Raw genomic sequence first — 26,528 nt, forward strand, 5'->3', positions numbered from 1 at the left:
GGACACCATGCCGTCACGGCGGCATGGTGCCGACTGCCTACCCCACCGAACCGTTGCGCCGCCGGCGGTCTACATCTTTCAGCAGCAACGCAATCCGCCGATCGGCAAACATCGTTTCGAGCGTCTGCGACAGCTTACGCCGCCAGTTAGGATACTCCGTACTGGTGCCCGGCACATTCACCGGCGCCGCCATATCCAGCCAGTCTTCCGGCTGCAGCCCGAGCAACGCGCTGGCGCTGTCCGCCACATAGCGCTGCAGCCCCCGGTTCAGCAACGGGCTCATCGCCAGCCGCGCCGCCTTGCCGCCCACCTTCTGCGGCACGCAGCCATAGTGGTGCAAGCCGTCCAGCAATCCTTGTTTGGCCCGTTCGCGGTCGGCGTACAGCCCCGCCAGCACCCCAGCGTCCGGGTACAGGCCGAGCGAAGCGCCCAGCCGCAGGTCATCGCCCTGCCAGTAGCCGCGCAGCGTCGGTAAATCATGGGTGGTGACAGTCGCCATCGCCTGCACCGGATAGGCCTGCGGCGCGCGGAAGCGGTTTTCGTCGTCCCGCTCGAAATACAGCACCTTGTAGGAATAGACGCCGCTGTCGCGCAGCTTGCCGACAATTTCCACCGGCACCGTCCCCAAATCTTCACCGATCACCATACAGCGCTGACGCTGGCTCTCCAACGCCAGCACCGCCAGTAAATCGTCCAGCGGATATTTGACATAGGCGCCCTGGTCGGCGGTGGCGCCAGCGGGTATCCACCACAGGCGCAGCAGCGCCATGACGTGGTCGATGCGCAACGCGCCGCAGTCGGCCATGTTGGCGCGCAGCAGGTCGATAAACGGCTGATAGCCGCGCGCCGCCATCACGTGCGGATCCATCGGCGGCAGACCCCAGTTTTGCCCCAGCGGGCCGAGAATATCCGGCGGCGCCCCCACCGACGCCTGCAGGCAATACAGCTCGCGGTCGCACCAGGTTTCCGCTCCGCCCTGCGCCACGCCGACCGCCAGGTCGCGATACAGGCCGATCGGCATCTGCTGCTGCCGGCAGCAGGCGAAACAGTCGGCAAACTGCGCCGCGGCCAGCCACTGCAGCCACAGGTAGAACGCCACCTCCTCCTGATTGTCGCGGCAAAACGCCGCCGTCGCCTCGCCGTTGCTCTGACGGTACGCCGACGGCCACACCGGCCAGCCCCACAGCGTCGGATCCTGTGCGCACAGGTGGGCATGCAGGGCATCGAACACCGCCTGCTGATAAAGGCTGTCGCCGCCCTCGGCGACAAACAGACGCAGCGCCTGGCGCTGTGGGTCATCGGCCGCCCGCGTCTGGAACTGGCTGAAGGCCAGCCGCAGCGCCGTCAGCTTCAGAGTGGTCACCGCCGCATAGTCGACCCATTCGCTGTCACGCGCCGCCGCCAGCTGTTTACGAGTCGCCGCCTGACGCCACCAGCGTTGCGCCGCAGCGCTGAGCTGGAAGTCCTCCACCGCGTTGACGTCGATATACACCACGTTCAGCCAACGCCGCGATGACGGACTGTACGGGCTGGCGCTGTTTGGATCTGCCGGATAGAGGGCATGAATCGGGTTCAGCCCGACGAACGCGCCGCCGCGCTCGCCCACCTCCGTCACCATCCGCCGCAGATCGCCGAAATCGCCGATACCCCAGTTGCTGTCGGAACGCAGCGTATACAGCTGCACACAGGCGCCCCACAGTTTTTTACCGGTCAGCAGCGCGTCCGGTTCATAACAGCGTCTGGGGGCGATAATCAACCGGCACTGCCAGCTCTGCTGTTGCTGCGTTAAACGCAGCTGATGATAGCCGAGCGGCAGTTCCCCGGCAGGCAGGGTAAACGTCTTGCCAGCGCCGGCGCGCCCCTGCAGCTGGACGCCGTCTTCGCGGATCAGCTCCCAGCCATATTCGCCGCTGCCCGCCAGCGGCAGCACGATCGGCTGACGCTGGAAAAACACTTTTACCGGCGGCAGCGGCGCTTCGCCGGCCGACGCCGCCTTGCTGTTCATCGCCGCCAGCAAAGCGCGCTTGCTTTCCGGCGTGATGGCCTGCTGCTGGCCGTGGGCATTGACATAGTCGGCCATAATGCCCGCCTGCGCCGCCGCCCGGTCGATGCTGTTACGATCCATTCACTCTCCTTAACGCCGGGTTTGCCAGATGCGCTGCTGATAATCGCGAATCGACCGATCCGAACTGAACATACCGACGCGCGCCGTATTGAGAATGGCGCTGCGCGTCCACGCCTGCGTATCGCGATACAGCCGGTCGGCCCGCTGCTGCGCCTGGCAATAGTCGGCAAAGTCCGCCAGCACCAGATAAGGATCGCCGCCGGCCTGCAGGCTGTGCAGCATCATTTCAAACGCCTGCTTATCACCGTGACTCAATGCGCCGCTTTCCAGCTCGGTGAGAATCGCATCCAGCTGCGCATCTTGCTGCCGGTAACGCAGCGGATCGTAACCGCCGGCCTGCAACGCCTTCACCTGTTCCACGGTGTTACCGAAGATAAAGATATTGTCCGCGCCAACCTGCTCGGCAATCTCCACGTTGGCGCCGTCCAGCGTGCCGATGGTCAGCGCGCCATTCAGCGCCAGCTTCATATTGCCGGTGCCGGAGGCCTCTTTGCCCGCGGTGGAGATCTGTTCGGACAGATCCGCCGCCGGGATCATCAGCTCCGCCACGGAGACGCGATAGTCCGGGATAAACGCCACTTTCAAACGATCCTTCACCTGCGGATCGTTATTGATCTTCTCCGCCGCCTGATTGATCGCATAGATGATGTTCTTCGCCAGGTAGTAGCCCGGCGCGGCCTTGGCGCCGAACAGGAACACCCGCGGCGCCATTTCCAGGTTCGGGTTATCGCGCAGCTGGCGATACAGCGACAGAATATGCAGCAGGTTCAGATGCTGGCGCTTATATTCATGCAGGCGCTTGATCTGTACGTCGAAAATCGCGTCCGGATCCAGTTTCAGCCCCATCACGCCGTGCACATAGTTGGCCAGCGCCACCTTGTTGTCGCGCTTTATCTGCCGGTACTGCTGGCGGAAGGAGGCATCGTCGGCGTACTGCTCCAGCCCCTGCAGCGCGTCGAGATCGCTCGCCCACTCTCTCTGCAGCCGGCTGTCGATCAGCGCCGACAGCGCCGGATTACACTGCTTCAGCCAGCGGCGCGGCGTAATGCCGTTGGTGACGTTATGGAATTTCTGCGGCCACAGCTGGTGATACTCCGGGAACAGATCCTTGACTACCAGATCCGAATGCAGCTGCGCCACGCCGTTGACCGCAAAGCCGCTGACCACGCACAGGTTGGCCATGCGCACCTGCTTGTCATAGTGCACCGCCAGTTTGGCCCATACCGCCTCGTTCTGCGGCCACTGCTGCTCCACCCGTTGGCGGAAGTTGGCGTTAATCTGTTTGATTATCGAGAAGTGGCGCGGCAGCAGGCTGCACACCAGCTCTTCATCCCAGCACTCCAGCGCCTCCGGCATCAGCGTATGGTTGGTATAGGCGAAAGTGCGGCTGGTGATGCGCCAGGCATCATCCCAGGCCAGCTGGTGTTCATCCAGCAGAATGCGCAGCATTTCCGGGATGGCGATGGTCGGGTGGGTGTCATTGAGCTGAATCACTTCATAGTCCGCCAGCTCTTCAATGCGTCGCCCGGCCTGATGGTGTTTACGCAGAATATCCGCCACCGAGCAGGCGCACTGGAAGTACTGCTGCATCAGGCGCAGGCGTTTGCCCGCCTGATGGTTATCATTCGGGTACAGCACCTTGGTCAGGCTGGCGGCGTCAACGCCCTGTTGCTCCGCCAGCAGGAAGTCACCGTCGTTAAACGCGCCCAGATCAAACGGCTGCGCATGCGTGGCCTGCCACAGGCGCAGCGGCTGGCTGACGCCGTTGCGGTAGCCCACCACCGGCAGATCCCAGGCTTCGCCGCGCAGCACCTGCGCCGGTCGCCACAGTTCGCGGCCGTCCGCCAGGGTTTCCAGCTCACCGCCGATGCCGACATCCACCGCCAGCGCGGCATTGTGACGGAACCACGGGTAACTCTCGCGCTGCCAGTCGTCCGGCGCTTCCTGCTGTTGCCCGCCGCTGAACGACTGGCGGAACAGCCCGTACTGGTAGTTCAGCCCGTAGCCGGTCGCCGGCTGTCCCACCGTCGCCATCGAATCGAGGAAACAGGCGGCCAGCCGCCCCAGCCCGCCGTTGCCCAGCGCCGGATCGGTTTCCTGCTCCAGCACGTCCGCCAGTTGAATCCCCTGCTCCTCCAGCGCCGCCGCCACCGTGTCATACCAGCCCAGATTGATCAGGTTATTGGCCGTCAGGCGGCCAATCAGAAATTCCATCGAAATATAGTTCACATGGCGCTGCGCGCTGTCCTGCCGCACGGGGGCAGGCTGCGCCGCCAGCTGTTCGGCCAGCGCGCCGCTGACCGCCTGCCACCACTGGTGCGGCGTCATCTGCTGGGCGGAACGCAGTCCGAGGTGCTGCCACTGGCGGGTCAGTGCCGCCAGAAAAACGTCCTTTTTAAGCGTAGGCTGTGACATAGGAGGCTCTCTATCCGATAAGTAAGTCAATGTCGGCTATCCTGCCGGGCGGAGAAAAACGGAACATCCTCCCGCCCGGGGATTAGCTGGGGAGGAGGATTGGGGCGTAGCTGAAAGTGTGATCTGCGGCACTGTGCCAGCCACCGGGCGCGATGAAAAACGCTGACGCCGAGATGTAAAAAAGTGTGATCGACTGCAACTTCCCGCCAAGCCAAAACGGAAGCTTGTTGCATTACGCTTAACGTTGGCAGAAGTTAAACAAGGTGATTAATTACGCGCTATAAAATAATTAATCGTCTCTCCAATCCCGGCGGGCAAAAACGCGTTTCAACGACCCCTGCGGGCAGATTTCGGCGGCAGGAACCGCGCTTTATATCTGGACGACTATGCTGATCCCATCAAAACTGAGCCGCCCGGTACGGCTGCAAAATACCGTGGTACGCGATCGCCTGCTGGCGAAACTGGCCGGCGCGGCCAACTATCGCCTGACGCTGGTCAACAGCCCGGCCGGCTACGGGAAAACCACCCTGATCGCCCAGTGGGCGGCGGCCAAGGGCGAGCTGGGCTGGTATTCGCTGGATGAGAGCGATAACCAGCCGGAGCGCTTCGCCAGCTACCTGATCGCCGCGCTGCAGCAGGCGACCGGCGGGCAATGCGTCAAAAGCGAGGCACTCAGCCAAAAGCATCAGTACGCCAGCCTGTCCGCGCTGTTTGGCCAGCTGTTTATCGAACTGGCGGACTGGCATCAGCCGCTGTATCTGGTGATTGATGATTACCACCTGATCACCAACGACGTCATTCATGAAGCCATGCGCTTTTTCCTGCGCCATCAGCCTGAAAATCTGACCCTGATTCTGCTGTCCCGCACGCTGCCGCCGCTGGGGATCGCCAACCTGCGGGTGCGCGATCAGCTGCTGGAGCTGGGCAGTCAGCAACTGGCGTTTAACCATCTGGAAGCCAAACAGTTTTTCGACTGCCGGCTGCCCGCGCCGCTGGCGCAGCAGGACAGCAGCCGCCTGTGCGATGAGGTCGCCGGCTGGGCCACCGCGCTGCAGCTGATTGCCCTGTCGGCCCGGCAGTCCAGCGCCTCGGCGCAGCAGTCGGCGAAACGACTGGCCGGGCTGAACGCCAGCCATCTGGCCGATTATCTGGTGGATGAGGTGCTGGATCACGTCGACGCCAGCGCGCGCGCCTTCCTGCTGCGCTGCTCGGTGCTGCGTTCGATGAACGACGCGCTGATTGTGCGCCTGACCGGCGAGGACAACGGTCAGCAGCGGCTGGAGGAGCTGGAGCGGCAGGGCATGTTTATCCACCGCATGGACGATACCGGCGAATGGTTTAACTTCCACCCGCTGTTTGCCTCCTTCCTGCGCCAACGCTGCCAGTGGGAGCTGGCACTGGAGCTGCCGGGGCTGCACCGCGCCGCCGCCGAAGGCTGGCTGGCGCTCGGCTACCCGGCCGAAGCCATTCACCATGCGCTGGCGGCCAACGACATCAGCATGCTGCGCGATATTCTGCTGCAGCACGCCTGGTCGCTGTTCCACCACAGCGAACTGGCGCTGCTGGAGGAGTGCCTGAACGCCCTGCCTTACGAGCGCCTGATCCAGAACCCCAAACTGGCGTTGCTGCAGGCCTGGCTGGCGCAGAGCCAGCACCGCTATATTGAGGTCAACACCCAGTTGGAGCGGGCCGAGCAGGCAATGCGCGAGCAGCAGATCGCCGTCGACGCGACGCTGCGTGCCGAATTCGACGCGCTGCGGGCGCAGGTAGCGATCAACGCCGGCAAGCCGGAAGAAGCGGAACGGTTAGCGACGCAGGCGCTGAAGCACCTGCCGCTATCCAGTTACTACAGCCGCATCGTCGCCACTTCGGTCACCGGCGAGATTCACCACTGCAAAGGCGAGCTGACGCGCGCCCTGCCGATGATGCAGCAGACCGAGCAGATGGCCCGCCGCCATCAGACCTATCACTACGCGCTGTGGGCGCTGCTGCAGCAGAGCGAAATTCTTATCGCCCAGGGGTTCCTGCAGGCGGCATACGAAACTCAGGATAAAGCGTTCGAACTGATCCGCGAGCAGCATCTGGAACAGCTGCCGATGCATGAATTTCTGCTGCGCATCCGCGCGCAGATCCTGTGGTCATGGTCGCGGCTGGATGAGGCGGAGGACACCGCCCGGCTGGGCCTGACGGTGCTGGCCAACTACCAGCCCCAGCAACAGCTGCAGTGCCTTGCCATGCTGGCGAAATGCTCGCTGGCGCGCGGCGATCTGGATAACGCCCATGCCTATCTGCAGCGCTGCGAAACCCTGCAGCACGGTGCGCAGTATCACCGCGACTGGCTGACCAATGCCGATAAACCGCGCATCATCCACTGGCAGATGACCGGCGACACCGCCGCCGCCGCGCGCTGGCTGAGCCAGTGCGAAAAGCCCGCCATGGCGGACAACCATTTCACCCAGGGACAGTGGCGCAATATCGCCCGGGTGCAGATTCTGCTTGGCCGCTATCAGGAGGCCGAAGTGGTGCTGGACGAACTGAACGATAACGCCCGCCGGCTGCGGCTGATCAGCGATCTCAACCGTAACCTGCTGCTGAGCAACCAGCTTTACTGGCAGACCGAGCGTAAAAGCGACGCCCAGCGCGCCCTGATCGAAGCGCTGACGCTGGCCAACCGCACCGGCTTTATCAGCCACTTTGTGATTGAGGGCGAAGCCATGGCGCAGCAGCTGCGCCAGCTGATCCAGCTCAATACGCTGCCGGAGCTGGAACAGCACCGCGCCCAGCGCATTCTGCGCGATATCAACCAGCATCACCGGCATAAATTCGCGCATTTTGACGAGAATTTCGTCGATAAGCTGCTGACGCACCCGCAGGTGCCTGAGCTTATCCGCACCAGCCCGCTCACCCAGCGCGAATGGCAGGTGCTCGGGCTGATTTATTCCGGTTACAGCAACGACCAAATCGCCGGCGAGCTGGCGGTGGCGGCCACCACCATCAAAACGCATATCCGCAATCTGTATCAGAAACTGGGGGTCGCCCACCGGCAGGAAGCGGTGCAGCAGGCGCAGCGGCTGCTGCAGATGATGGGATACGGCGCATAAAGGCGCAGTGTTAGTCTGGTCTTTATGCGCGCGGAATTGGTTACAATGCCGGCGTCCCCTAATTACGAGGCAATTGGAAGTCATGGAACAGTTTGAAGCGATCAATGTTGAGCAGGCGCACGGCCGCTGGCAAGACGGCAGCGCGGCGTTGGTCGATATCCGCGATCCGCAGAGTTTCGCCGCCGGGCATACGCCGGGCGCATTTCATCTCACCAACGCCACGCTGCAAACCTTTATGCAGCAAAACGATTTCGATCGTCCGGTGATGGTGATGTGCTACCACGGCAACAGCAGCCGCGGCGCTGCGCAGTATCTGCTGAATCAGGGTTTTGATGCGGTGTACAGCATCGACGGCGGCTTTGAGGCCTGGCTGCGTCAATACCCGCAGGATGTGGAAACCTCCGCCGAATAATCATCAGGGCGCGCCAGCGCCCTGTTCTTCCCCCTGCCTGCACGATTTTCCACAGGTCGGTGCTGCGACATCGGGTTTCAACGTTATAATCAGCCATCGCCGGTATCTGCAACGGCCACAACGCATCGACGCAAGACGGAAACTCCCTACTTATGATTAGAGTGATCGCCGTATCCAATCCCCGCCTGGCACTGGCGTTTGTCGACTATATGGCGACGCAGGGCATTACGCTGGAACTGCGCCACGGCCAGGACAGCGCAGAGATCTGGCTGGCGGATGAACCGCGGCTGGAACAGGTGCAACACGAACTGCAGCAGTTTATGCGCGACCCGCTCAACCGCCGCTATCAGGCCGCCAGCTGGCAAACCGGCGGCACCGCCGCCGAGCTGCACTATCCGCACGACTCCTACCTGCAGATTATCCGCAGCAAGGCCGGCCCGCTGACCCTGAGCGTGATGGCGCTGTGTATTCTGGTGTATGTGCTGATGCAGGTAGTGGGCGACGACAGCGTGATGTACTGGCTCTCCTGGCCGCAGAACAGCGAGCAATATACGCAGCTGTGGCGCTGGATCAGCCATGCGTTTCTTCACTTCTCACTGCTGCACATCGCCTTTAACCTGCTCTGGTGGTGGTACCTCGGCGGGCCGATGGAAAAACGCCTCGGCGCCGGTAAACTGTTTGTGCTGGCCGTGGTGTCGGCCTTCTTCAGCGGCTGGGCGCAATCGCTGTTCAGCGGGGCGCTGTTTGGCGGCCTGTCCGGCGTAGTCTATGCGCTGATGGGCTACAGCTGGCTCAGCGGCGAACGGGCGCCGGAGCGCGGGCTGATGCTGCCGCGCGGCCTGATGATATTTTCCGTACTGTGGCTGGTCGCCGGCTACTTCGATATTTTAGGAATGTCGATCGCCAACGCGGCACACGTGGCCGGTTTAGTGTTAGGGTTGCTGATGGCATTTTGGGACACGCGTCATCGCGCGCACAACGAACAATAACGCTCAATAACACTATACCTTTACCTATCAAAAGATTACGGGTAAAAAATTCGGCAAACTTCACCCGACGGGTATATCGGCGTATTAGGGGATTACCGTGAAACAAACACAGCGTCACGACGCAATTATCGAGCTGGTCCGTCTGCAAGGTTACGTCAGCACTGAAGAACTGGTGGAGCATTTTGACGTCAGCCCACAGACGATTCGCCGCGATCTGAACGACCTGGCCGATCAAAATAAAATTCAGCGCCACCACGGCGGCGCCGCACTGCCGTCCAGCTCCGTGAACACCGCCTACCATGACCGTAAGGTGATGTGGTCAGAGGAAAAAGACCGCATCGCCCAGCGCGTCGCCAGCCAGATCCCGGACGGCGCCACTCTGTTTATCGATATCGGCACCACGCCGGAAGCCGTGGCGCACGCGCTGATGAACCATAAGAACCTGCGCGTCGTCACCAACAACCTGAACGTCGCCACCCTGCTCACCGCCAAAGAGGATTTTCGCCTGATCCTGGCCGGCGGCGAAGTGCGTACCCGCGACGGCGGCATTATGGGTGAAGCGACGCTGGACTTTATCTCACAGTTCCGCCTCGATTACGGCATCCTCGGCATCAGCGGCATTGATATGGACGGCTCACTGCTCGAATTCGACTACCATGAAGTGCGCACCAAGCGCGCCATTATTGAAAACTCGCGCTGCGTCATGCTGGTTACCGACCACTCCAAGTTCGGCCGCAACGCGATGGTCAACCTGGGCAATATGAATCTGATCGACTATCTGTTTACCGACCAGCTGCCGCCGCCCGGCGTCATGAAAATCATCGAGCAGTACGACGTACAGCTGGAACTGTGCTGAGTCTCCTCACTCAGCTCTGATTCCCCCTTCCGCCCGGAAGGGGGCTGAACAACGCCCTCCCGTTATCCTCCCGTCGCCCGTTTGCCGGCGCCTTATTCTGTGGGAAAAGCCACTCACTTTGTGTGTCTATAGTCGCTAAACTGTTATCTTTATCACGCGTGAATGTTTTTGTTTGGTTAACTCTTGGCTTGTTTGTTGGTTTTTGATTACAATGATGAGCGAAAACGAACATAAAAGAGCTATTTCGAACATCTGGAGGAAGATGACGTGGAAACCAAAGACTTGATCGTTATCGGTGGCGGCATCAACGGTGCCGGCATCGCGGCGGATGCTGCCGGGCGCGGCCTGTCCGTACTGCTACTGGAAGCGCAAGACTTGGCCTGTGCTACGTCTTCCGCCAGTTCCAAACTGATCCACGGCGGCCTGCGCTACCTGGAACACTATGAATTCCGTCTGGTGAGCGAAGCGCTGGCTGAACGTGAGGTGCTGCTGAAACTGGCGCCGCATATCGCCTTCCCAATGCGCTTCCGCCTGCCGCACCAGCCACACCTGCGTCCGGCCTGGATGATCCGTACCGGCCTGTTCCTGTACGATCACCTGGGTAAACGCACCAGCCTGCCGGGCAGCAAGAGTTTGCGTTTTGGCCCAGAATCCGTACTGAAGCCGGAACTGAAGCGCGGTTTCGAATATTCCGACTGCTGGGTCGACGATGCGCGTCTGGTGGTATTGAACGCGCAGGAAGTGGTGGAACGCGGCGGCGAAGTGCGTACCCGCACCAAAGTGACCCGCGCATGGCGTGAGAACGGCATGTGGATGGTGGAAGCGACCGATATCGACAGCGGTAAAACCTTCACCTGGCGCGCCAAAGGCCTGGTTAACGCTACCGGCCCGTGGGTGAAAAACTTCTTCGACGACGGCCTCAAGCTGAAATCACCCTATGGCATCCGCCTGATCAAAGGCAGCCATATCGTGGTGCCGAAGGCGCATAACCAGCCGCAGTCCTACATTCTGCAGAACGAAGACAACCGTATCGTCTTTGTGATCCCGTGGATGGATGAGTTCTCGATTATCGGCACCACCGATGTGGAATATCACGGCGATCCGAAAGACGTGAAGATTGACGATAACGAAATCAACTACCTGCTGAAAGTGTATAACGACCACTTTAAGAAACAGTACGGCCGTGACGATATCGTCTGGACCTACTCCGGCGTACGTCCGCTGTGCGACGATGAGTCCGATTCACCGCAGGCCATCACCCGTGATTACACGTTGGACGTGCATGACGATAACGGCCAGGCGCCGCTGCTGTCGGTCTTCGGCGGTAAGCTGACCACCTATCGCAAGCTGGCAGAACACGCGATGGAAAAACTGGCGCACTATTATCCGGAAGCCGGCCCGGCCTGGACCAAGAACGGCACCCTGCCGGGTGGCGACATCGGCGGCGACCGCGACAGCTACGCAGCCAAACTGCGCCGTGAACACGGCTGGTTGCCGGAAGCGCTGGCGCGCCGCTATGCCCGTACCTACGGCAGCCACAGCGAACTGATTCTGTCCGGCGCCAACAGCCTGGCGGAGCTGGGCGAAGACTTCGGCCACGGCCTGTACGAGGCGGAGCTGCGCTACCTGGTGGAGAAAGAGTGGGTGGTGGAGCTGAAAGACGCTATCTGGCGCCGTACCAAGCTCGGTATGTGGCTGGACGAAGCGCAACAGGCGCGCGTCAGCGAGTGGCTGGCGGAACGCGCAAAAGCCAAAGCGCTGTCGCTGGCTTCCTAAGCCGATAAAGGCCGGGGGCAAGATTGGCTGTGATACGCGGCCAATAGCCGTCTCGCTGATATCAACGGTGAATTAATCCGACTCGCGTTTGAGTTTGGTTATTTCACCGTTTTTGTTTAGGCGATAGGTTCCATTATCCCCTACAAATAACATATCGTTATTCCTGTCATTAGAAATGATGAACAACACATTTTTATCAATACAGTTTCTCTTTTCTTTCATATCTTCAAAACACATTCGGTCATACTTCCCCGCCTCTTTGTAACCCTCACCAAATTTCCAGATAACAATAGTAAAAAGTCCATAGGAAGCGGGGTTAGGGATGTCATATTTTTCTTTTAATTTATCTTTATTATCCAGCCACCAATTGACCTTTCTTTTATCCGTAAAGGGGAAATTATTCACCAGCACATCGCTGAAATTGTTCCTTTGATGAACGGCAACGATATCCACCGGTTGTAGAGAACGCCAGAATATATAACTGAAAAATAAAATAGATGCGCACAAAAATCTGTCCATAGCTGTACTGTTAATTAAACCACCATTAGACTTTAATATAAGTCAATCAAGATAATACCTTGTAATATCACCATTCTTTTTCATACGATACATACCACTACTTACAGTAAATAAAATATCGTGATGCCTGTCATTTTCAACCGTTAATTCTTTGTTTTTATCTATGCAGTTTGATTTTTCCTTCATGTCCTCAAAACACATTCGGTCATACTTCCCCGCCTCTTTGTAACCCTCACCAAAGTCCCAAAATATAATAGTAAAGAATCCATCCGAATCTGGTTTAGGGATGCCATATTTTTCTTTTAGGTTATTTTTATTATCTAACCACCAATTTATTTTTCCTTTATCTGTAAAAGGAAAATTTTTCACCAACACATCGCTATAGTTCTCCCTCTGGTGAATAGCAATAATCTCTACCGGCTGTAGATAGCACCAAAGAAAAAAACCACAAAGTGCCATGGCGGCATATATCATAACGCGTATAAAATGACTACCCCGCCCGAAATAAACCTTATCGCGAATATAAAACCAATCAATAAAAATATTTTTCATTACTTTATCAATCAACGCCGACTTTTATAATGTCACCATTACTCTTCATGTGATACTCATCACCATTAGTTATAAATGATGTATCACCATTTCTTTCATTTGACACAATAAATTCCTTGTTTTTTCTATACATTTTTTCTTGGTTGGCATATCGTCAAAGCAACGCCGATCATACTTTCCAGCTTCTTTATAACCATCACCAAAATCCCAAAAGGTAATAGAAAAGAAACCATCTGATGCAGGGTTAGGTATCTTATACTCATTCTTTAATCTATCTTTATTTTTTATCCACCAGTCTATTTTACCTTTATCCGTAATGGGGAAATGGTGAACTAAAACCGCACTAAATTCATTTTTATGATGAACAGCAACAATTTCTACCGAACGTAGGCTCCACCAAAAAGCTAACATTGACATTAAAAAAGCCAATAACATCAGTGGTAGAGATAATCTATTTACCCTCATAATATTTCCCTATCTCTTCTCTGATGATCCGTTCATTAATTTTCATTCACGCCTGAGCTTAACGATTTCACCATCTTTTCCCATACGGTAGCGTCCATCGCCAAAGGCAAATATAACATCACCGTTCCTATCATTTTTAACAGTGAATATCTTGTTTTTATCGATGCAGTTCGCTTTATCTTTCATATCATCAAAACACATTCTGTCATATTTCCCTGCTTCTTTATAACCATCACCAAAATCCCAAAAGATAATTGTGAAAAATCCATAGGATGCAGGCTGTGGAATATCATAATTTTCTTTCATTTTTTCTTTATTTTTTAGCCACCATTTTATTTTCCCTTTATCAGTAAAGGGGAAATTTTTCGTCAGTACGTCACTATAGTTACCTCTCTGATGAACAGCAACAATTTCCACTGGATTTAATGTTAGCCAGAATATATAACTTGATAGTATGGCACCCATCAATATCAGTGCATACAGAATATTTTTACCTTTTTTCATTACGTCTCCCCGAAATCTCTATCGTTGCTTCCATATTAGTCATAAATGGCCGAAAACCAAACTGGTTGTAGCGCTGGAGTACAAACCAGATACGGAAGAAACGAAACTGGTTAAACTTAACCTTCCTGATATCGTCATCATCCAGACCAAAATGATCCTGTACCCGATAGTGCACCAGTGCGCGGTAACTCTCGCTATCAACCTGCAGTGATTTTACCGTGATATGCGTAGACCAGGTATCATGTACAGTGATCCCCATACCATTAAAGTTATCCTGAAACCGATCAAATTTAGGAAGTTTACTACCAAGGATAGCTCCACCGAGTTCACTCTTATGTTTTAACGGATAACATTTATCTCTCCAATTTATATGTTGGTTAAACACATCCTCCAAGAGTAAACGCGTACTATTTTCTTTATCCTTATCCCCCAAAATCTGCTCCTTTAACGCGGTATTCAGATGTGGGCTGCTAAACGGCGTGCCGTTGCCGTGCTGCATATGGCTGATCATCTGTTCAATCAGGTGTTTATAGGGGCCATAGAGTGCAAAGAGGCGGGATAACTGGCGGAATTCATCAAAGAGAATTCTGGCGCACTCCTGCCGGGTGAGCGTAGTCCCCTGCCCGCGCATGCCATAAAAGCGCGAATGCGGCTGGTTAAACGGCGTGAGCTGCGTCAGAGTATAGGGATTAACCCGCGTGGAGACATCGCCTAAATGAAAGTGTGTTTTTAATTGCGCTGCGGATAAATCTCCGCAGCGCATATCATATGCACCATAATCATCCATTATATTTTTGGTTTTAAATATAGTGCAGGGGAATTGTAATGCCGACATAGTGATACATTCCTTGTGCGATCGTCCATTATGATCTTTCCGCCGGCATAATAATCCCGTGACGAATAAAATGTAAACACTGGCGTAGTATTATTTCCTATAAAAAATAACGACTTATTTATTTAAATAACATGAGTGATTAATATAAACAGCTAAAATAAAAAAGCCCGCTAATTAGCGGGCTTAAATAATTACGCCATGAAATAGGGCGCTAACGTATTACAGCAGAATCCGCAGCATACGGCGCAGCGGCTCTGCGGCGCCCCACAGCAGCTGATCGCCGACGGTAAACGCGGACAGGTATTCCGGCCCCATGTTCAGCTTGCGCAGACGCCCGACCGGCGTATTCAGCGTGCCGGTCACGGCCGCCGGCGTCAGCTCGCGCATGGTCAGCTCGCGGTCGTTCGGGATCACCCGCACCCAGTCGTTGTGCGTCGCCAGCATCTGTTCGATCTCCGGCAGCGACACGTCTTTTTTCAGCTTCAGGGTAAACGCCTGGCTATGGCAACGCAGCGCGCCAACGCGCACGCACAGGCCGTCGACCGGAATCAGGCTGGAGCTGGCAAGAATCTTGTTGGTTTCCGCCTGGCCTTTCCACTCTTCACGGCTCTGGCCGTTATCAAGCTGCTTGTCAATCCACGGAATCAGGCTGCCGGCCAGCGGTACGCCAAAGTTATCGGTCGGCAGTTTGCCGGAGCGGGTCGCCTCGGTCACCTTGCGTTCAATATCCAGAATGGCGGACGCCGGGTCCTGCAGCTCTTTCGCCACATCGGCGTGCAGCATGCCCATCTGCGTCAGCAGTTCGCGCATATGCCGCGCGCCGCCACCGGAAGCAGCCTGATAGGTAGCCACAGACGCCCACTCCACCAGATCGTTGGCGAACAGGCCGCCCAGCGACATCAGCATCAGGCTGACGGTGCAGTTACCGCCGACAAAGGTTTTGATGCCTTTATCCAGACCCTGCTGAATGACCGCGCGGTTAACCGGATCCAGAATGATGATCGCCTCATCGTCCATCCGCAGGGAGGACGCGGCATCAATCCAGTAGCCCTGCCAGCCGCTGGCACGCAGCTTCGGGTAAACCTCATTGGTATAATCGCCGCCCTGACAGGTGATAATGATATCCAGCGCGCTCAGCGCGTCAATATCGTAGGCGTCCTGCAGCGTCCCCTGCTGCTGACCGCCGATAGCCGGCGCAGGCGCACCGTGCTGTGAGGTGGAGAAGAATACCGGACGAATGGCGTCGAAATCGCGCTCTTCCGTCATGCGTTGCATGAGCACCGAGCCGACCATACCGCGCCAACCGACTAAACCAACGTTTTTCATAAAACTGTCCTGCCTTGGAGGATACGACTTATTGAGTCATTGATGAGCAATTATCCTCACACCTTACAAAATGTCAGCGCGGGCGAAAAGTGAATTTATTCGATGCCAGCGCAATTGTTAGCAATCCTGCTTATAAAGGCGGATCACGCGGCGCTTGCTGCTGCCGGACGCGATAAAAAAAGGCGCCCGTAGGCGCCTTAATAAGCTCAGAATGATTACAGCAGCGTAAAGGCGATCATCCCCACCACCGCACCGGTGGTGCCGAGGATGGTTTCCATTATCGACCAGGTTTTCAGCGTCTGCGCTTCGGTGGCGCCGGTAAATTTACCGAACAGCCAGAAGCCGGAGTCGTTGACGTGGCTCAGTACGATGGAACCGCCGGCAATACATACCGACAGCGCCGCCATCTGCGCGCCGGAGTAGCCCAGCTCGCCAATCACCGGCATCACCAGGCCGACAGCGGTCAGACAGGCCACGGTCGCCGAACCCTGAATCACCCGCACCGCCGCCGACAGCACAAAACAGGCGACAGCAATCGGCAGGCCGGCGCCGATCAGCGCGTTGCCCAACGCCGGGCCAACGCCGGAATCGACCAGCACCTGCTTGAATACGCCGCCTGCGCCGGTTACCAGCAAGATAATCCCCGCCGGCTGGATCGCCGCCGAACAGACTTCCATCACCTTATCTTTGCTCATCCCACGGCGGATAGCCAGACCATAAATCGCCACCAGGCAGGCAATCAGAATCGCGGTGAACGGATGGCCGATAAACTGCAGCCACTGATACAGCGAGCTGCCTTCCTCGGTAAAGCGCGCGCCGATGGTTTTCAGCCCCACCAGCACTAACGGGAACAGCACCAGCGCCAGGCTAAAGCCGAACGAAGGCAGCTTGCTCTTGTCGATACTTGGCTCTTCGATATCTTTCGGCAGTTCCAGCGTGACGTGCTTGCTGATAAACGAACCGAACAGCGGGCCGGCCAGCAGCATGCCCGGAATCGCCGCCGCCAGGCCGATCAGGATCATCCAGCCAAAATCTGCATTCATCTGCGACGCCAGCAGCATCGGGGTCGGCCCCGGCAGCAGGAAGGCCGCCGCCGCGGCTACGCCGGCAAACAGCGGGATCACCTGCTTCACCAGATTACCGCCGGTGCGACGCGCCACGGCGAAGGCCACGCCAATCAGCAGCACGATCGCCACATCAAAGAACAGCGGCAAGGCGCAAACCAGGCCGGCAATCCCCAGCGCGTAGTGCGCGCGCTTTTCGCCAAAGCCTTTCAACATTTTGACGGCGATCTGATCCAGCGCGCCCGTTTCATGCAAAATTTTGCCGAACATCGCGCCCAGCGCCACCACAATCGCCAGGAAGCCCAGCGTGCCGCCCATGCCTTTTTGCATGGTATCGGTGATCTTCTCCAGCGACATACCGGAGAACAGGCCGGCGCCCATCGACACCAGCATCAGGGCGATAAACGCGTGCATCCGCGCTTTCATCACCAGGAACAACAGCAGCAGTACCGAACCTACGGCGGTCAATACCAGCGTTAATGTATCCATTATCGTTTTACCCTTGGTTCGTTACGGATTGAATATAGGAGACGACGTCGGCCACCACGTTATCCAGCGGCTGGTCGATGTCAATCGCCTGCACGTCGGACTCATCCGCCTGCGGCACTTCCAACGCTTCAAATTGGGAAACCAGCATCTGCGGCTTGAAGAAATGCCCTTTACGCTGCTTCAGACGCGCTTCAATCACGTCTTTTTCACCTTCCAGATAGATAAAGTGCAGGTTGTTGTTGCCTGCGCGCAGGCGATCGCGATAGCGCTTTTTCAGCGCGGAACACACCAGCAGCGCAACGTCATTGGTACGCTGCATGGCAAAAATCGCGTCGTTCAGTGCCGCCAGCCACGGCGCCCGATCGTCATCGTTCAGCGCATCACCGCCGGCCATTTTATTGATGTTGCTGCGGGGGTGCAGATAATCGCCATCCAGCATGGCGGCATTGAGTTCATGCGCTACGGCGCTTGCTACGGCAGATTTCCCGCTGCCGGAGACGCCCATCAGGATGAAAACGTGGTGTTGTGAATTATTCATAATTTTTGTGCTCTCAAGGGTCCCAGGTGCCAAATGTTACTGGTAACAGGTTATCGGTAACATTGTCTTTGTCGCGCTGGAATTAAGCAACAAACCGGCGAAATGACATCCCGTAACTGTGAAGGCGGTCAAACTAACTGCGGTCAAATCTCAACCAGCAAGCAATTATAGTCAGCGTTTGAACCCAAGGGAGGAAAAAGGAGAGGATCGGTACGGCATCAAAAAACGGCACGACGCAATACCGCTTAAATACTACCGCCAGGAATAATAGTGAAACCAACGTCAACCATCGACGGGCTGACGGTTTCGCCACGCAGGCGCGCCAGTAACCGCTCCGCGCCGATCTGCCCCATGGTTTCACGCGGCGTCAGCACGCTGGCCAGTTTTGGCATCATCACCTGGCCAATATCATGGCCGTGGAAACCGGCAATTGCCATATCTTGCGGAATGGATAGCCCCTGACGCTGGCACTCAAAGGCAGCGCCGATCGCCAGGTCATCGTTGGTGCAAAATACGCTGTCGATTTGCGGGTAGTCACGCTGCGCCTGGCGCAGCATTTCACCACCGCCGGAGTAAGACGACGCACGGTTGGTCATAATGCTGCATGGCTGTAACCCGGCCTCGCGCATCGCCTGCTCATAGCCTTGCTGCTTAATCAGCGTACGCTCATCAAGACGCGCACCAAGGTACACCACATGACGATAACCCTGGGCGATAATCCGCTGCGTCATCTGGCGGGCAGCCTGATGGTTATCAAACCCTACTGCCATATCAATACAGGGCGATACGCAGTCCATCAGTTCCACCACCGGAATGCCGGCAACCTCAATCATTTTACGGGTACGGGCGGTGTGGGTGCGTTCGGACAGGATCAGGCCGTCAATATTGTACGAGAGCAACGAGGTCAGGCGCTCTTCTTCACGTTCCGGCAGATAACCATAGTGCGCCAGCATGGTTTGATAATTGTGCGCGTCGGTCACGCTTTCAATACCGCGCAACACTTCGGCAAACACCTGGTTGGTCAGCGATGGCAACAGTACGCCGATAGCGCGGCTGGTAGAGTTGGAAAGGATATCCGGCGCGCGGTTAGGAATGTAGCCCAGTTCATCCAGCGCGACCGCGATTTTCTGCCGCAGGGCGGCGGAAACCTGATCAGGATTGCGCAAATAGCGGCTCACCGTCATCTTGGTGACGCCAACCCTATCTGCAACATCTTGAAGTACCGGCCGCTTTTTCTTCATTATCAATGAGCTGACAAACCGTGAATGGGCGGTTATTTTAGCAAAAAAAACGGCAGGCTGATATCAAACGGGCGTAAAAAGGGCCCAATCGTCAGATTGAGCCCGATAACGCTGAGCAAATTAAACCGGTGGCAAATCAAACAGCAGAATTTCACTGTCTTCATCGGCGTGGAGTGACAGCGCCGTTTCATCCCAGATAGCGAGCGCATCGCTGGCGCCTGCCCGGTTGTCATTAATGGTAATGGAACCGCGCACCACCTGTACCCAGACGCGACGACCGGCTTCGACCGTATACTCCGCCTGTTCGCCTTTATTCAGCGCCCAGCGCGACAGCGTCATATCCTGGAATACCTTCAGCGAACCTTCGCGGGCATCCGGCGACAACACCAGCTGACGCCCCTGCGGTGCATCAAACATACGCTGCTCATAGCGCGGCGGCAGGCCGTTGGTATCCGGAATAATCCAGATCTGGTACAGATGCAGCAGCTTGTCGCTGCTGGCATTGTACTCGGAGTGGCGTACCCCGGTGCCGGCGCTCATAATCTGGAATTCCCCAGCCTGGATCTGCTCTTTATTACCCATGCTGTCCTGATGCTCCACGGTACCGTCCAGCACGTAGGTCAGAATTTCCATATCTTTATGCGGATGGGTACCGAACCCTTGCCCGCCGTCAATCCGGTCTTCATTGATGACCCGCAGCGCGGAGAACCCCATAAAGTTCGGATCGTAATAATTGGCAAAGGAGAAGGTATGCCAGCTGTCCAGCCAGCCATGGTTAGCGTGGCCGCGGTCTTTCGCTTTACGTAAATAAATCATGTTCAACTCTCCTCAATGTTTTTTACAGTCTAGACCTGACAGCAGAATAAGAAAGCGTAAAAAACTCACCCCTCTGTTCAAAAATTTCGATGAAATAAACAGAGGAGCCGCAGAAGATTTGTTGAGCGCAAAGGTAGATGATTGAGGTCAAAAAAAAAGCCAGCACCCGAGCTGGCTAAATAAACACTGGAAGCAATGTGAGCAATGTCGTGCCTTCAAGTCAGAGCGGTGAGGCCACCGTCTGCCGAGAACGCATGACAATAATAATCATTATCATTCGCATCTGTAAAGCGTTTTTTTGACCAATCTTAAATATTGTTGACTAAAGAAGCAGACCCGATAACTTACAGAGTAATATTGCTAATAATCATAGGGATAATAGAATGGGTGAAATCATCGTCCGCCACGTTGAAACCTCCGATGCACCAGCGCTGCAACGGCTGTATGCCCACCCAGAAGTCTACCGCGATACGCTACAACTTCCGCTGCCCTCACTCACGCACTGGCAACAGCGCCTGGCTGATGCCAAGCCAGGGTTGCACAATCTGGTCGCCTGCATAGACGAACAAGTTGTTGGTCAGATTGTGATCAAACTTAATCAGTCGTTACGTCGGCGTCACGTCGCTACCTTTGGTATCGGCGTCGATCCTGCACAACAGGGAAAAGGCATCGGCGGAGCGCTGATGAGCGCCATGATCGAACTTTGCGATAACTGGGCGGCAATTCAGCGTATTGAATTGACGGTGTTCACCGACAATCAGGGCGCCATTGCGTTATACAAGAAGTTTGGTTTCGAGATAGAAGGCACCAGCCAACACTTTGCCATGCGCGACGGTAAGCTGGTCGATGCCTATCATATGGCGCGATTTCATGGCGTCTGAAAGCGCTGACGAAAAAAATCAACACCTCCCGCGGCCACGGCCACGGGAAGTGATAGCCATTAAATACCGGCCGTCTCTTTGATATAGCGGCGCGCCTTAACCGCGTATTCGAAGGGGTTGGCAATGGCCGGATCCTGCTCAGCCTCTACCACCATCCATCCTTTGTAGCCATGCTCGTCCAGCAGTTTGAAGACCGGACGAAAATCAATGACGCCATCTCCCGGCACGGTAAACGTCCCCTTTTTCACCCCATCCAGGAAGCTTAAGCGGTTAGCCCGCACCTCGGCGACCACGTCATCGCGCACGTCTTTCAGATGGACATGATTAATGCGCGGCAAATATTTTTCCAAAATAGCCAGCATCGCCTGTTGGCTGCCTTCAGAGTAGTAGGCATGGCCGGTATCAAACAGCAGGTATACATCATCGTTTACCATGCTCATATAGCGGTCGATCTCCGCCGTGGTTTGAATCCCCGTCCCCATATGGTGATGGAGGCAAACCTGCATGCCTTTGCCAGCGGCGATTTTCGCCAGTTCGTTATAGCCGTCGGCGACGCGCTGCCACTCTTCATCGGTAAAGTAGGGTTTTTCTTCCAATACCGCCTTGTCGGTACCCTGAATGCTTTTGCTCTGCTCTGAGCAGCCAATCACCTTGGCGCCCATATCATGCAGAAAGTTCATATGGTTAACGAACTCATCGATGGTTTTTTCTTTCTGCCCGTCGGCAAAAAAGGTGCTGAACCAGGCGTTGCAGATCTGAATGCCGCGAATATCCAGCATGGGCTTTAAAACCTGCGGATCGCGCGGGTACTTACTGCCCACTTCGCTGCCGCTGAATCCCGCCAGCGCCATTTCGCTGACGCACTGTTGGAAGGTGTTCTCTTTGCCAAGTTCCGGCATGTCGTCATTGGTCCAGCCAATCGGGGCGATCGCCAGCTTCACATAGTCTTTATTCATTTTTTGGGCCTCAGTCATTAGATCGGCGCTTCACCCTGTTCCCATCCCGCATCACGCAACCCGCGCAGAAACGCGACAAGCCATGTCAGGGGCATCGCCGGCGGCGTTATTTACCTAACAGTTCTCTTTCGATGCGTTCCCGGGTTTCAACCGCCTGGGTCTTCATCTTTTCCGGATAACCGAACAGGGAGGTGCAAATAATCGATTCACCGCCAACCTTAAAGTTGCGGTTGGCGAATTCCATATCGCGCAGGGCCTGGAACAGCGCATCGAAGTCGATCTCTCCTTCGCCGATGCCGACGTGCTGATGCACCGCGGCGTCAACGCCGGGCGGGTTGACGATATAACGACAGTGGCGGGTATGATTCATGGTATCGGCGATCAGCACGTGGGAAAGGTCATCCCCGGCATATTTCAGCATATTCGCCACGTCGCCCTTGCCTTTGTCGTAGTAGAACGAGTGCGGCACGCTGTACAGATACTTCACATGATCGCTGCGCAGCGACTTCACCATATCGACGGTTTCATTATTCAACTCGCAGAAGTCCCAAGGGTGGGACTGAATTTCCATGCGTATGCCTTCACGCTCAATGATAGGCAGCAGTTCTTCCATGGATTTGTACCACAGCTCTTCACAGATCTCCGGTTCATTGGGATCGCCCGCCAGTTCGGTATTGATCACCTGCACGCCCATCTCCACCGCAATCTCGATCATCCGGCGCCAATTTTTCACCGCCGCCTGACGACGATCCTCACCCGGGCCGGACCAGCGATAAACCACGATAAACGAAGAGATCTCCACCCCGGTGGCCTTCAGCGCATTTTTGTATTCCGCCATGATTTCACGGCCGGCCTTCGGATGTTTATAGAATGGGTTAATCTGCGGATGCGGCGACTGTTCGATATATTTATATCCCCAGTCGGCCACCTGCTGCACCATCTGGGTGACGCCTAAATCTTTAATGACATCCACATCAAACGCGATCTTCATCGTTGTTCCCCGTTAAGCAGCTATACCCGGGCCGCCAGACCCACGGCCTCCTTGCCGACATGTTAACCGTCCTTTTTCACGCGTTGAGCAGACGCCGACGGCCCCGGATATATAAAAAGTGAATCAGGCGATCATTTGCCGTAGAAAGAAGGACGCGGCGGCAGTGATACCGGCACGACTTCACCGCTCAGCTGCGCGGCGACACAGGCATCAGCCGTAACCGCAGCGGCATAACCATCCCAGGCCGACGGCCCTTGCAGCTGCCCGGCCTGCACGTCATTGATAAATCCTTGCAGTTCAACATCATAAGCGTCAATGAAACGTTCTTTCCAATCCATCAGGATCTCGTTGGACAGCTTGGCGTTGCTGCGCATCTGCACAGACGACGGCTCCGGCAGCTTGGCGATGCCGGTTTCCCCGACGACTTCGCACTGAATGTCATAGCCGTACTGACAGTTAACGAAGATCTCCACGTCAATGCGCGTGCCCTTCGCCGTTTCAAACAGCACGATTTGCGGATCGCGCAGGTGAGAAAGCGCCTTGCTGCTCTTGCGCGGGAACACCACCTGCACCGACACATAATCGTCATCCAGCAGCCAGCGCAGCACGTCGATTTCATGAATCAGGGTGTCGGTAATCGCCATATCCGTGGTGTAGGCCTCGCCCACCGTCGGGTTACGGTGCGCGCAGTGCAGCATCAGCGGCTCGCCGATCTGGCCGCTGGTCAGCACCTGTTTCAGCGCGCGGTAGCCCTGGTCGTACGGACGCATAAAGCCAACCTGCACCAGGCGTTTGCCGTGTTGCGCCTCCGCCTCGACGATGTTTTTACAGCCCTGCGCGGTCACCGCCAGCGGCTTTTCACAAAATACCGGCTTGCCGGCGGCAACCGCAGCCAGCACAAATTCCTCGTGGCTTGGCCCCCAGGAGGTCACCAGCACCGCCTGCACGTCCGACGCCTTAATCAGCTCGTGCCCATCGTCATAAACGCGTGCATCCAGACGCAGCTGCTCCACTATGCCTGTCGCGTTATCGCGGTTGATATCGTTGACGGCAACCACCCTGGCCCCCTGCAACACCTGGCTGCAACGACGAATATGATCGCGACCAATCGCACCGGCACCGATAACCCCAATGTTTAATGTCATTTTCGCTATCCTCTGGATTTAAAACTGGATAAAAGCCGTAATCATCAGTAATCACGGGCCTTGTCGATGTTTTCCTGCAGCTGACGGGCCACCGCAACGATCTTGTCGCTGTCCGCCACCTGGGCTCCGCCCACGCGCCACCAGCTGAGATACTTATGCACCATGGTTTTCGGCAGCACCTTGATATCCAGCAGCGTGGAAACCGTCTGCTGGCGCGCATCGGCCAGCGCTTCAATCAGTTGCTGTTCGGTGGTAATGCTGTAGGTCTTGCAGCCGTAAGCCGCCGCCAGCATGGCGAAATTCACCGGCACCAGCCCGCCGTTAAGTTCCCCGTCCTGACGGAAACGGAACTCCGTGGTGTAGCTGTCCATGCCGTGCTCCATCTGCAGGTTGTTGATGCAGCCATTGGTCATGTTGTCGAACAGCACCACGTTGATTTTGCACCCTTCCTGAATGGAGGTGACCAGTTCGGAATGCAGCATCATAAATGCGCCGTCGCCCACCATGACGTACACTTCCCGCTGCGGCTCGGCCAGTTTGACGCCCAGCGCGGCGTTCACTTCATACCCCATGCAGGAGTAGCCATACTCCACGTGGTAGCCATGCTCACCGCGATTGCGCCACACCCGCTGCAAATCCCCCGGCAGGCTGCCGGCCGCCGCCACAATCACGCTGTCCTGCGGCAACTGCTGATTCAGCACCCCCAGCACGCGGCTTTGAGTCAGCGAGGAGCCCGTCTGGGCAATAAACTCGGCAAAGACCTGCTCACGGTTGAGATGATCGTCGATTTCCGGCACGAAATCGGCGCCGGTATAAGCAACGGAGTAAACCCGCTCGGTTTCTTTCTGCTGCGCCGCCTTGGCCTGTTCAACGGCATCGCCCCAATCGGCGCGATAATCCTGCTGCGTTGCCAGTTCGCCCAACGCCTGCAAGGCTTCACGCGCGTCGGCCAGCAGTTGCACGCCGTCCAGTTTGCCGGCATCAAACGCGCTGACGTTAATGTTCAGGAATTCGACGTCCGGGTTTTGGAACAGCCATTTGGAGGAGGTGGTGAAATCGGTATAACGGGTGCCAACGCCAATCACCAGATCGGCCTGCTTCGCCAGCGTATTGGCGGCCAGGCAGCCGGTCTCGCCGATACCGCCGACGTTATAAGGATGGTCGGAAACGACCGCCCCTTTACCGGCCTGGGTTTCCGCAAAGGGAATGCGAAAACGCTCGGCAAACTGCTGCAGCGCCTTGCCCGCCTGGGAATACTTCACCCCGCCGCCGCATACCAGCAACGGCTTTTTCTTGCCGGCCAGCAGCGCCAGCGCATCGCCGAGCGCTCCGGCCGTCGCCGGCCGACGTTCCAGCCGATGCAGCCGTTTCTGAAAGAAGTACTCTGGATAGTCGTAAGCTTCGCCCTGCACATCCTGCGGCAGGCACAGCGTTACCGCACCGGTTTCCGCCGGATCGGTCAGTACGCGCATGGCGTTGATGCAGGCGCTCATCAGCTGCTCCGGACGCGTGATGCGATCCCAGTATTTGCTGACTGCGCGAAACGCGTCATTGGTGCTGATGCTCAGGTCATAGGATTGTTCGATCTGCTGCAGCACCGGGTCCGGCTGGCGCGAGGCGAAGACGTCGCCGGGCAGCAACAATAAAGGAATGCGGTTGGCGCTCGCCGTAGCGGCGGCGGTCACCATGTTGGCCGCGCCGGGGCCGACGGAAGAGGTGCAGGCGTAAATCTGCTGGCGCAGTTTCTGCTTGGCAAAGCCGGTCGCCGCATGGGCCATCCCCTGCTCATTGCGCCCCTGAAGCACGGTTAACTGCCCGCGATCCTGCTCCAGCGCCTGCCCAAGGCCCAGCACATTGCCATGGCCGAAAATCGCAAATATGCCCTTCACAAATTTGATTTCGACGCCATCCACCAGCAGATACTGGTTATCGAGGAACTTGACGAGCGCCTGCGCCATGGTCAATCTGATCTTACTCATTCTCTCCCCCTAATGATGGCCTGATGCCCGACTTAGCCCTGGTCGGCATCACCACTGAGATTACGGAACGGTTTTCCTGCCCTGAATTCGCTGATATCTTGGGCCGGGTTCAGACAGATTGCGCACACCTTCAGCAACCTGAAACATGCAGCGATTATAAACAAATATATTTTTCATAAAATCACACATCAGAAAAAACATTTCATTTTGCGATAAAGATCGCATTCTAATGAAAACCTTATTTCAACGCCGGCTCAAAGCGCATCTTCCCCATGCCGTCAACGCTTTCAGACTGATTAGCGCAACCTGTCGCCGCCTTCACCAAGCGCAGCCCACGGCGATGGGAAGCCAACATTAATACGGCAAAACCTGCGCGTAAGCCCGCAATGCCGCCGCCTGATAGCGGCAGACGCTCGCCCCGACGTCACAGCGTATTGCGACTTGGGTGGTAAATTTCATTTAATATTGAAATTGGAATTTTTATTCCTCATACTCAACGCAATGATTCCTGCTAACCTCCGCTTATCGGGTCGCAGTCGGCTTTTGCTTAATA

Annotated in this window: 21 protein-coding genes and 1 pseudogene; 6 read left to right on the forward strand and 16 right to left on the reverse strand. The window is 56.4% G+C overall.

Features of this window, described 5'->3' with window-relative positions; all coding sequences use genetic code 11:
• Positions 1–37: 37 nt before the first annotated feature.
• Positions 38–2,125: a 4-alpha-glucanotransferase gene (gene malQ / locus TAN611_RS22125; RefSeq protein ID WP_203067003.1), complete on the reverse strand. Its 2,088-nt coding sequence runs from the start codon at positions 2,123–2,125 to the stop codon at positions 38–40.
• Positions 2,126–2,134: 9 nt separating this feature from the next.
• Complete coding sequence (gene malP / locus TAN611_RS22130) at positions 2,135–4,540, reverse strand: maltodextrin phosphorylase (RefSeq protein ID WP_203067004.1); 2,406 nt, start codon at positions 4,538–4,540, stop codon at positions 2,135–2,137.
• A 386-nt stretch (positions 4,541–4,926) separates the two neighbouring features.
• Here malP and malT point away from each other — a divergent pair, with 386 nt between their 5' ends.
• From malT to glpD, 5 genes are all read left to right on the forward strand, one after another.
• Positions 4,927–7,641, forward strand: a complete 2,715-nt coding sequence (malT, locus tag TAN611_RS22135) for an HTH-type transcriptional regulator MalT (RefSeq protein ID WP_111737912.1) — start codon at positions 4,927–4,929, stop codon at positions 7,639–7,641.
• 82 nt (positions 7,642–7,723) lie between these two features.
• Positions 7,724–8,053 (forward strand): thiosulfate sulfurtransferase GlpE, encoded by a 330-nt coding sequence (gene glpE / locus TAN611_RS22140; RefSeq protein WP_111737913.1) that lies wholly within the window; start codon positions 7,724–7,726, stop codon positions 8,051–8,053.
• Positions 8,054–8,205: 152 nt separating this feature from the next.
• Positions 8,206–9,042, forward strand: a complete 837-nt coding sequence (gene glpG, locus TAN611_RS22145) for a rhomboid family intramembrane serine protease GlpG (RefSeq protein WP_105232954.1) — start codon at positions 8,206–8,208, stop codon at positions 9,040–9,042.
• A 97-nt stretch (positions 9,043–9,139) separates the two neighbouring features.
• Positions 9,140–9,898, forward strand: a complete 759-nt coding sequence (locus tag TAN611_RS22150; RefSeq protein ID WP_015962228.1) for a DeoR/GlpR family transcriptional regulator — start codon at positions 9,140–9,142, stop codon at positions 9,896–9,898.
• A 267-nt stretch (positions 9,899–10,165) separates the two neighbouring features.
• The gene (gene glpD / locus TAN611_RS22155; protein ID WP_111737914.1) at positions 10,166–11,674 is read left to right on the forward strand and encodes a glycerol-3-phosphate dehydrogenase; all 1,509 of its coding nucleotides are present in this window, start codon (positions 10,166–10,168) and stop codon (positions 11,672–11,674) included.
• 72 nt (positions 11,675–11,746) lie between these two features.
• Here the strand turns inward: glpD and TAN611_RS22160 are convergent, their stop codons facing one another.
• From TAN611_RS22160 to TAN611_RS22205, 10 genes and pseudogenes are all read right to left on the reverse strand, one after another.
• Complete coding sequence (locus TAN611_RS22160) at positions 11,747–12,193, reverse strand: DUF943 family protein (protein ID WP_203067005.1); 447 nt, start codon at positions 12,191–12,193, stop codon at positions 11,747–11,749.
• A gap of 42 nt (positions 12,194–12,235) precedes the next feature.
• Positions 12,236–12,667: a DUF943 family protein gene (locus TAN611_RS22165; RefSeq protein WP_203067805.1), complete on the reverse strand. Its 432-nt coding sequence runs from the start codon at positions 12,665–12,667 to the stop codon at positions 12,236–12,238.
• An 85-nt stretch (positions 12,668–12,752) separates the two neighbouring features.
• Positions 12,753–13,180, reverse strand: a pseudogene (locus TAN611_RS22170) (DUF943 family protein).
• 72 nt (positions 13,181–13,252) lie between these two features.
• On the reverse strand, positions 13,253–13,714 hold the full coding sequence (locus tag TAN611_RS22175; RefSeq protein ID WP_187043928.1) for a DUF943 family protein: 462 nt from the start codon (positions 13,712–13,714) through the stop codon (positions 13,253–13,255).
• Positions 13,701–14,549 carry a YPO3983 family protein gene (locus TAN611_RS22180; RefSeq protein WP_187043927.1) on the reverse strand — a complete coding sequence of 283 codons (849 nt, stop codon included), beginning with the start codon at positions 14,547–14,549 and terminating at the stop codon, positions 13,701–13,703. The genes TAN611_RS22175 and TAN611_RS22180 overlap by 14 nt, the downstream gene beginning before the upstream one ends.
• Positions 14,550–14,768: 219 nt before the next feature.
• Complete coding sequence (gene asd / locus TAN611_RS22185) at positions 14,769–15,875, reverse strand: aspartate-semialdehyde dehydrogenase (RefSeq protein ID WP_105232959.1); 1,107 nt, start codon at positions 15,873–15,875, stop codon at positions 14,769–14,771.
• A 215-nt stretch (positions 15,876–16,090) separates the two neighbouring features.
• Entirely contained in the window at positions 16,091–17,428 is a 1,338-nt protein-coding gene (gene gntU, locus TAN611_RS22190; protein WP_105232960.1) for a gluconate transporter, read from the reverse strand.
• A 7-nt stretch (positions 17,429–17,435) separates the two neighbouring features.
• A complete protein-coding gene (gntK, locus tag TAN611_RS22195; protein ID WP_105232961.1) occupies positions 17,436–17,966 on the reverse strand; it encodes a gluconokinase in 531 nt (176 codons plus the stop codon).
• Between the two features lie 245 nt (positions 17,967–18,211).
• Entirely contained in the window at positions 18,212–19,207 is a 996-nt protein-coding gene (gntR, locus tag TAN611_RS22200; protein ID WP_105232962.1) for a gluconate operon transcriptional repressor GntR, read from the reverse strand.
• Positions 19,208–19,327: 120 nt separating this feature from the next.
• On the reverse strand, positions 19,328–20,023 hold the full coding sequence (locus TAN611_RS22205; RefSeq protein WP_203067006.1) for a pirin family protein: 696 nt from the start codon (positions 20,021–20,023) through the stop codon (positions 19,328–19,330).
• A 383-nt stretch (positions 20,024–20,406) separates the two neighbouring features.
• On the opposite strand from TAN611_RS22205, the gene TAN611_RS22210 reads away from it, so the two are divergent.
• Positions 20,407–20,904 carry a GNAT family N-acetyltransferase gene (locus TAN611_RS22210; RefSeq protein ID WP_111737918.1) on the forward strand — a complete coding sequence of 166 codons (498 nt, stop codon included), beginning with the start codon at positions 20,407–20,409 and terminating at the stop codon, positions 20,902–20,904.
• A 59-nt stretch (positions 20,905–20,963) separates the two neighbouring features.
• Here the strand turns inward: TAN611_RS22210 and iolE are convergent, their stop codons facing one another.
• The 4 genes from iolE to iolD all read right to left on the reverse strand — a co-directional run bounded on the left by iolE (position 20,964) and on the right by iolD (position 25,975).
• Positions 20,964–21,860 carry a myo-inosose-2 dehydratase gene (gene iolE / locus TAN611_RS22215; RefSeq protein ID WP_105232965.1) on the reverse strand — a complete coding sequence of 299 codons (897 nt, stop codon included), beginning with the start codon at positions 21,858–21,860 and terminating at the stop codon, positions 20,964–20,966.
• 106 nt (positions 21,861–21,966) lie between these two features.
• On the reverse strand, positions 21,967–22,851 hold the full coding sequence (locus TAN611_RS22220) for a sugar phosphate isomerase/epimerase family protein (protein ID WP_105232966.1): 885 nt from the start codon (positions 22,849–22,851) through the stop codon (positions 21,967–21,969).
• A gap of 131 nt (positions 22,852–22,982) precedes the next feature.
• Positions 22,983–23,996: a Gfo/Idh/MocA family protein gene (locus TAN611_RS22225; RefSeq protein WP_111737919.1), complete on the reverse strand. Its 1,014-nt coding sequence runs from the start codon at positions 23,994–23,996 to the stop codon at positions 22,983–22,985.
• Between the two features lie 44 nt (positions 23,997–24,040).
• Complete coding sequence (gene iolD / locus TAN611_RS22230) at positions 24,041–25,975, reverse strand: 3D-(3,5/4)-trihydroxycyclohexane-1,2-dione acylhydrolase (decyclizing) (protein ID WP_105232968.1); 1,935 nt, start codon at positions 25,973–25,975, stop codon at positions 24,041–24,043.
• Positions 25,976–26,528 lie beyond the last annotated feature (553 nt).

The organism is Serratia sp. Tan611, assembly GCF_905188235.1.
In the GTDB taxonomy this organism is placed as follows: Bacteria; Pseudomonadota; Gammaproteobacteria; order Enterobacterales; family Enterobacteriaceae; genus Serratia_B; species Serratia_B rhizosphaerae.

Coding starts and splice junctions, on each gene's coding strand:
- malQ (WP_203067003.1), bottom strand. CDS start 2,125: ATGGATCGTAACAGCATCGACCGGGCGGCGGCGCAGGCGGGCATTATG.
- malP (WP_203067004.1), bottom strand. CDS start 4,540: ATGTCACAGCCTACGCTTAAAAAGGACGTTTTTCTGGCGGCACTGACC.
- malT (WP_111737912.1), top strand. CDS start 4,927: ATGCTGATCCCATCAAAACTGAGCCGCCCGGTACGGCTGCAAAATACC.
- glpE (WP_111737913.1), top strand. CDS start 7,724: ATGGAACAGTTTGAAGCGATCAATGTTGAGCAGGCGCACGGCCGCTGG.
- glpG (WP_105232954.1), top strand. CDS start 8,206: ATGATTAGAGTGATCGCCGTATCCAATCCCCGCCTGGCACTGGCGTTT.
- TAN611_RS22160 (WP_203067005.1), bottom strand. CDS start 12,193: ATGGACAGATTTTTGTGCGCATCTATTTTATTTTTCAGTTATATATTC.
- TAN611_RS22165 (WP_203067805.1), bottom strand. CDS start 12,667: ATGATATATGCCGCCATGGCACTTTGTGGTTTTTTTCTTTGGTGCTAT.
- TAN611_RS22175 (WP_187043928.1), bottom strand. CDS start 13,714: ATGAAAAAAGGTAAAAATATTCTGTATGCACTGATATTGATGGGTGCC.
- TAN611_RS22180 (WP_187043927.1), bottom strand. CDS start 14,549: ATGTCGGCATTACAATTCCCCTGCACTATATTTAAAACCAAAAATATA.
- asd (WP_105232959.1), bottom strand. CDS start 15,875: ATGAAAAACGTTGGTTTAGTCGGTTGGCGCGGTATGGTCGGCTCGGTG.
- gntU (WP_105232960.1), bottom strand. CDS start 17,428: ATGGATACATTAACGCTGGTATTGACCGCCGTAGGTTCGGTACTGCTG.
- gntK (WP_105232961.1), bottom strand. CDS start 17,966: ATGAATAATTCACAACACCACGTTTTCATCCTGATGGGCGTCTCCGGC.
- gntR (WP_105232962.1), bottom strand. CDS start 19,207: ATGAAGAAAAAGCGGCCGGTACTTCAAGATGTTGCAGATAGGGTTGGC.
- TAN611_RS22205 (WP_203067006.1), bottom strand. CDS start 20,023: ATGATTTATTTACGTAAAGCGAAAGACCGCGGCCACGCTAACCATGGC.
- TAN611_RS22210 (WP_111737918.1), top strand. CDS start 20,407: ATGGGTGAAATCATCGTCCGCCACGTTGAAACCTCCGATGCACCAGCG.
- iolE (WP_105232965.1), bottom strand. CDS start 21,860: ATGAATAAAGACTATGTGAAGCTGGCGATCGCCCCGATTGGCTGGACC.
- TAN611_RS22220 (WP_105232966.1), bottom strand. CDS start 22,851: ATGAAGATCGCGTTTGATGTGGATGTCATTAAAGATTTAGGCGTCACC.
- TAN611_RS22225 (WP_111737919.1), bottom strand. CDS start 23,996: ATGACATTAAACATTGGGGTTATCGGTGCCGGTGCGATTGGTCGCGAT.
- iolD (WP_105232968.1), bottom strand. CDS start 25,975: ATGAGTAAGATCAGATTGACCATGGCGCAGGCGCTCGTCAAGTTCCTC.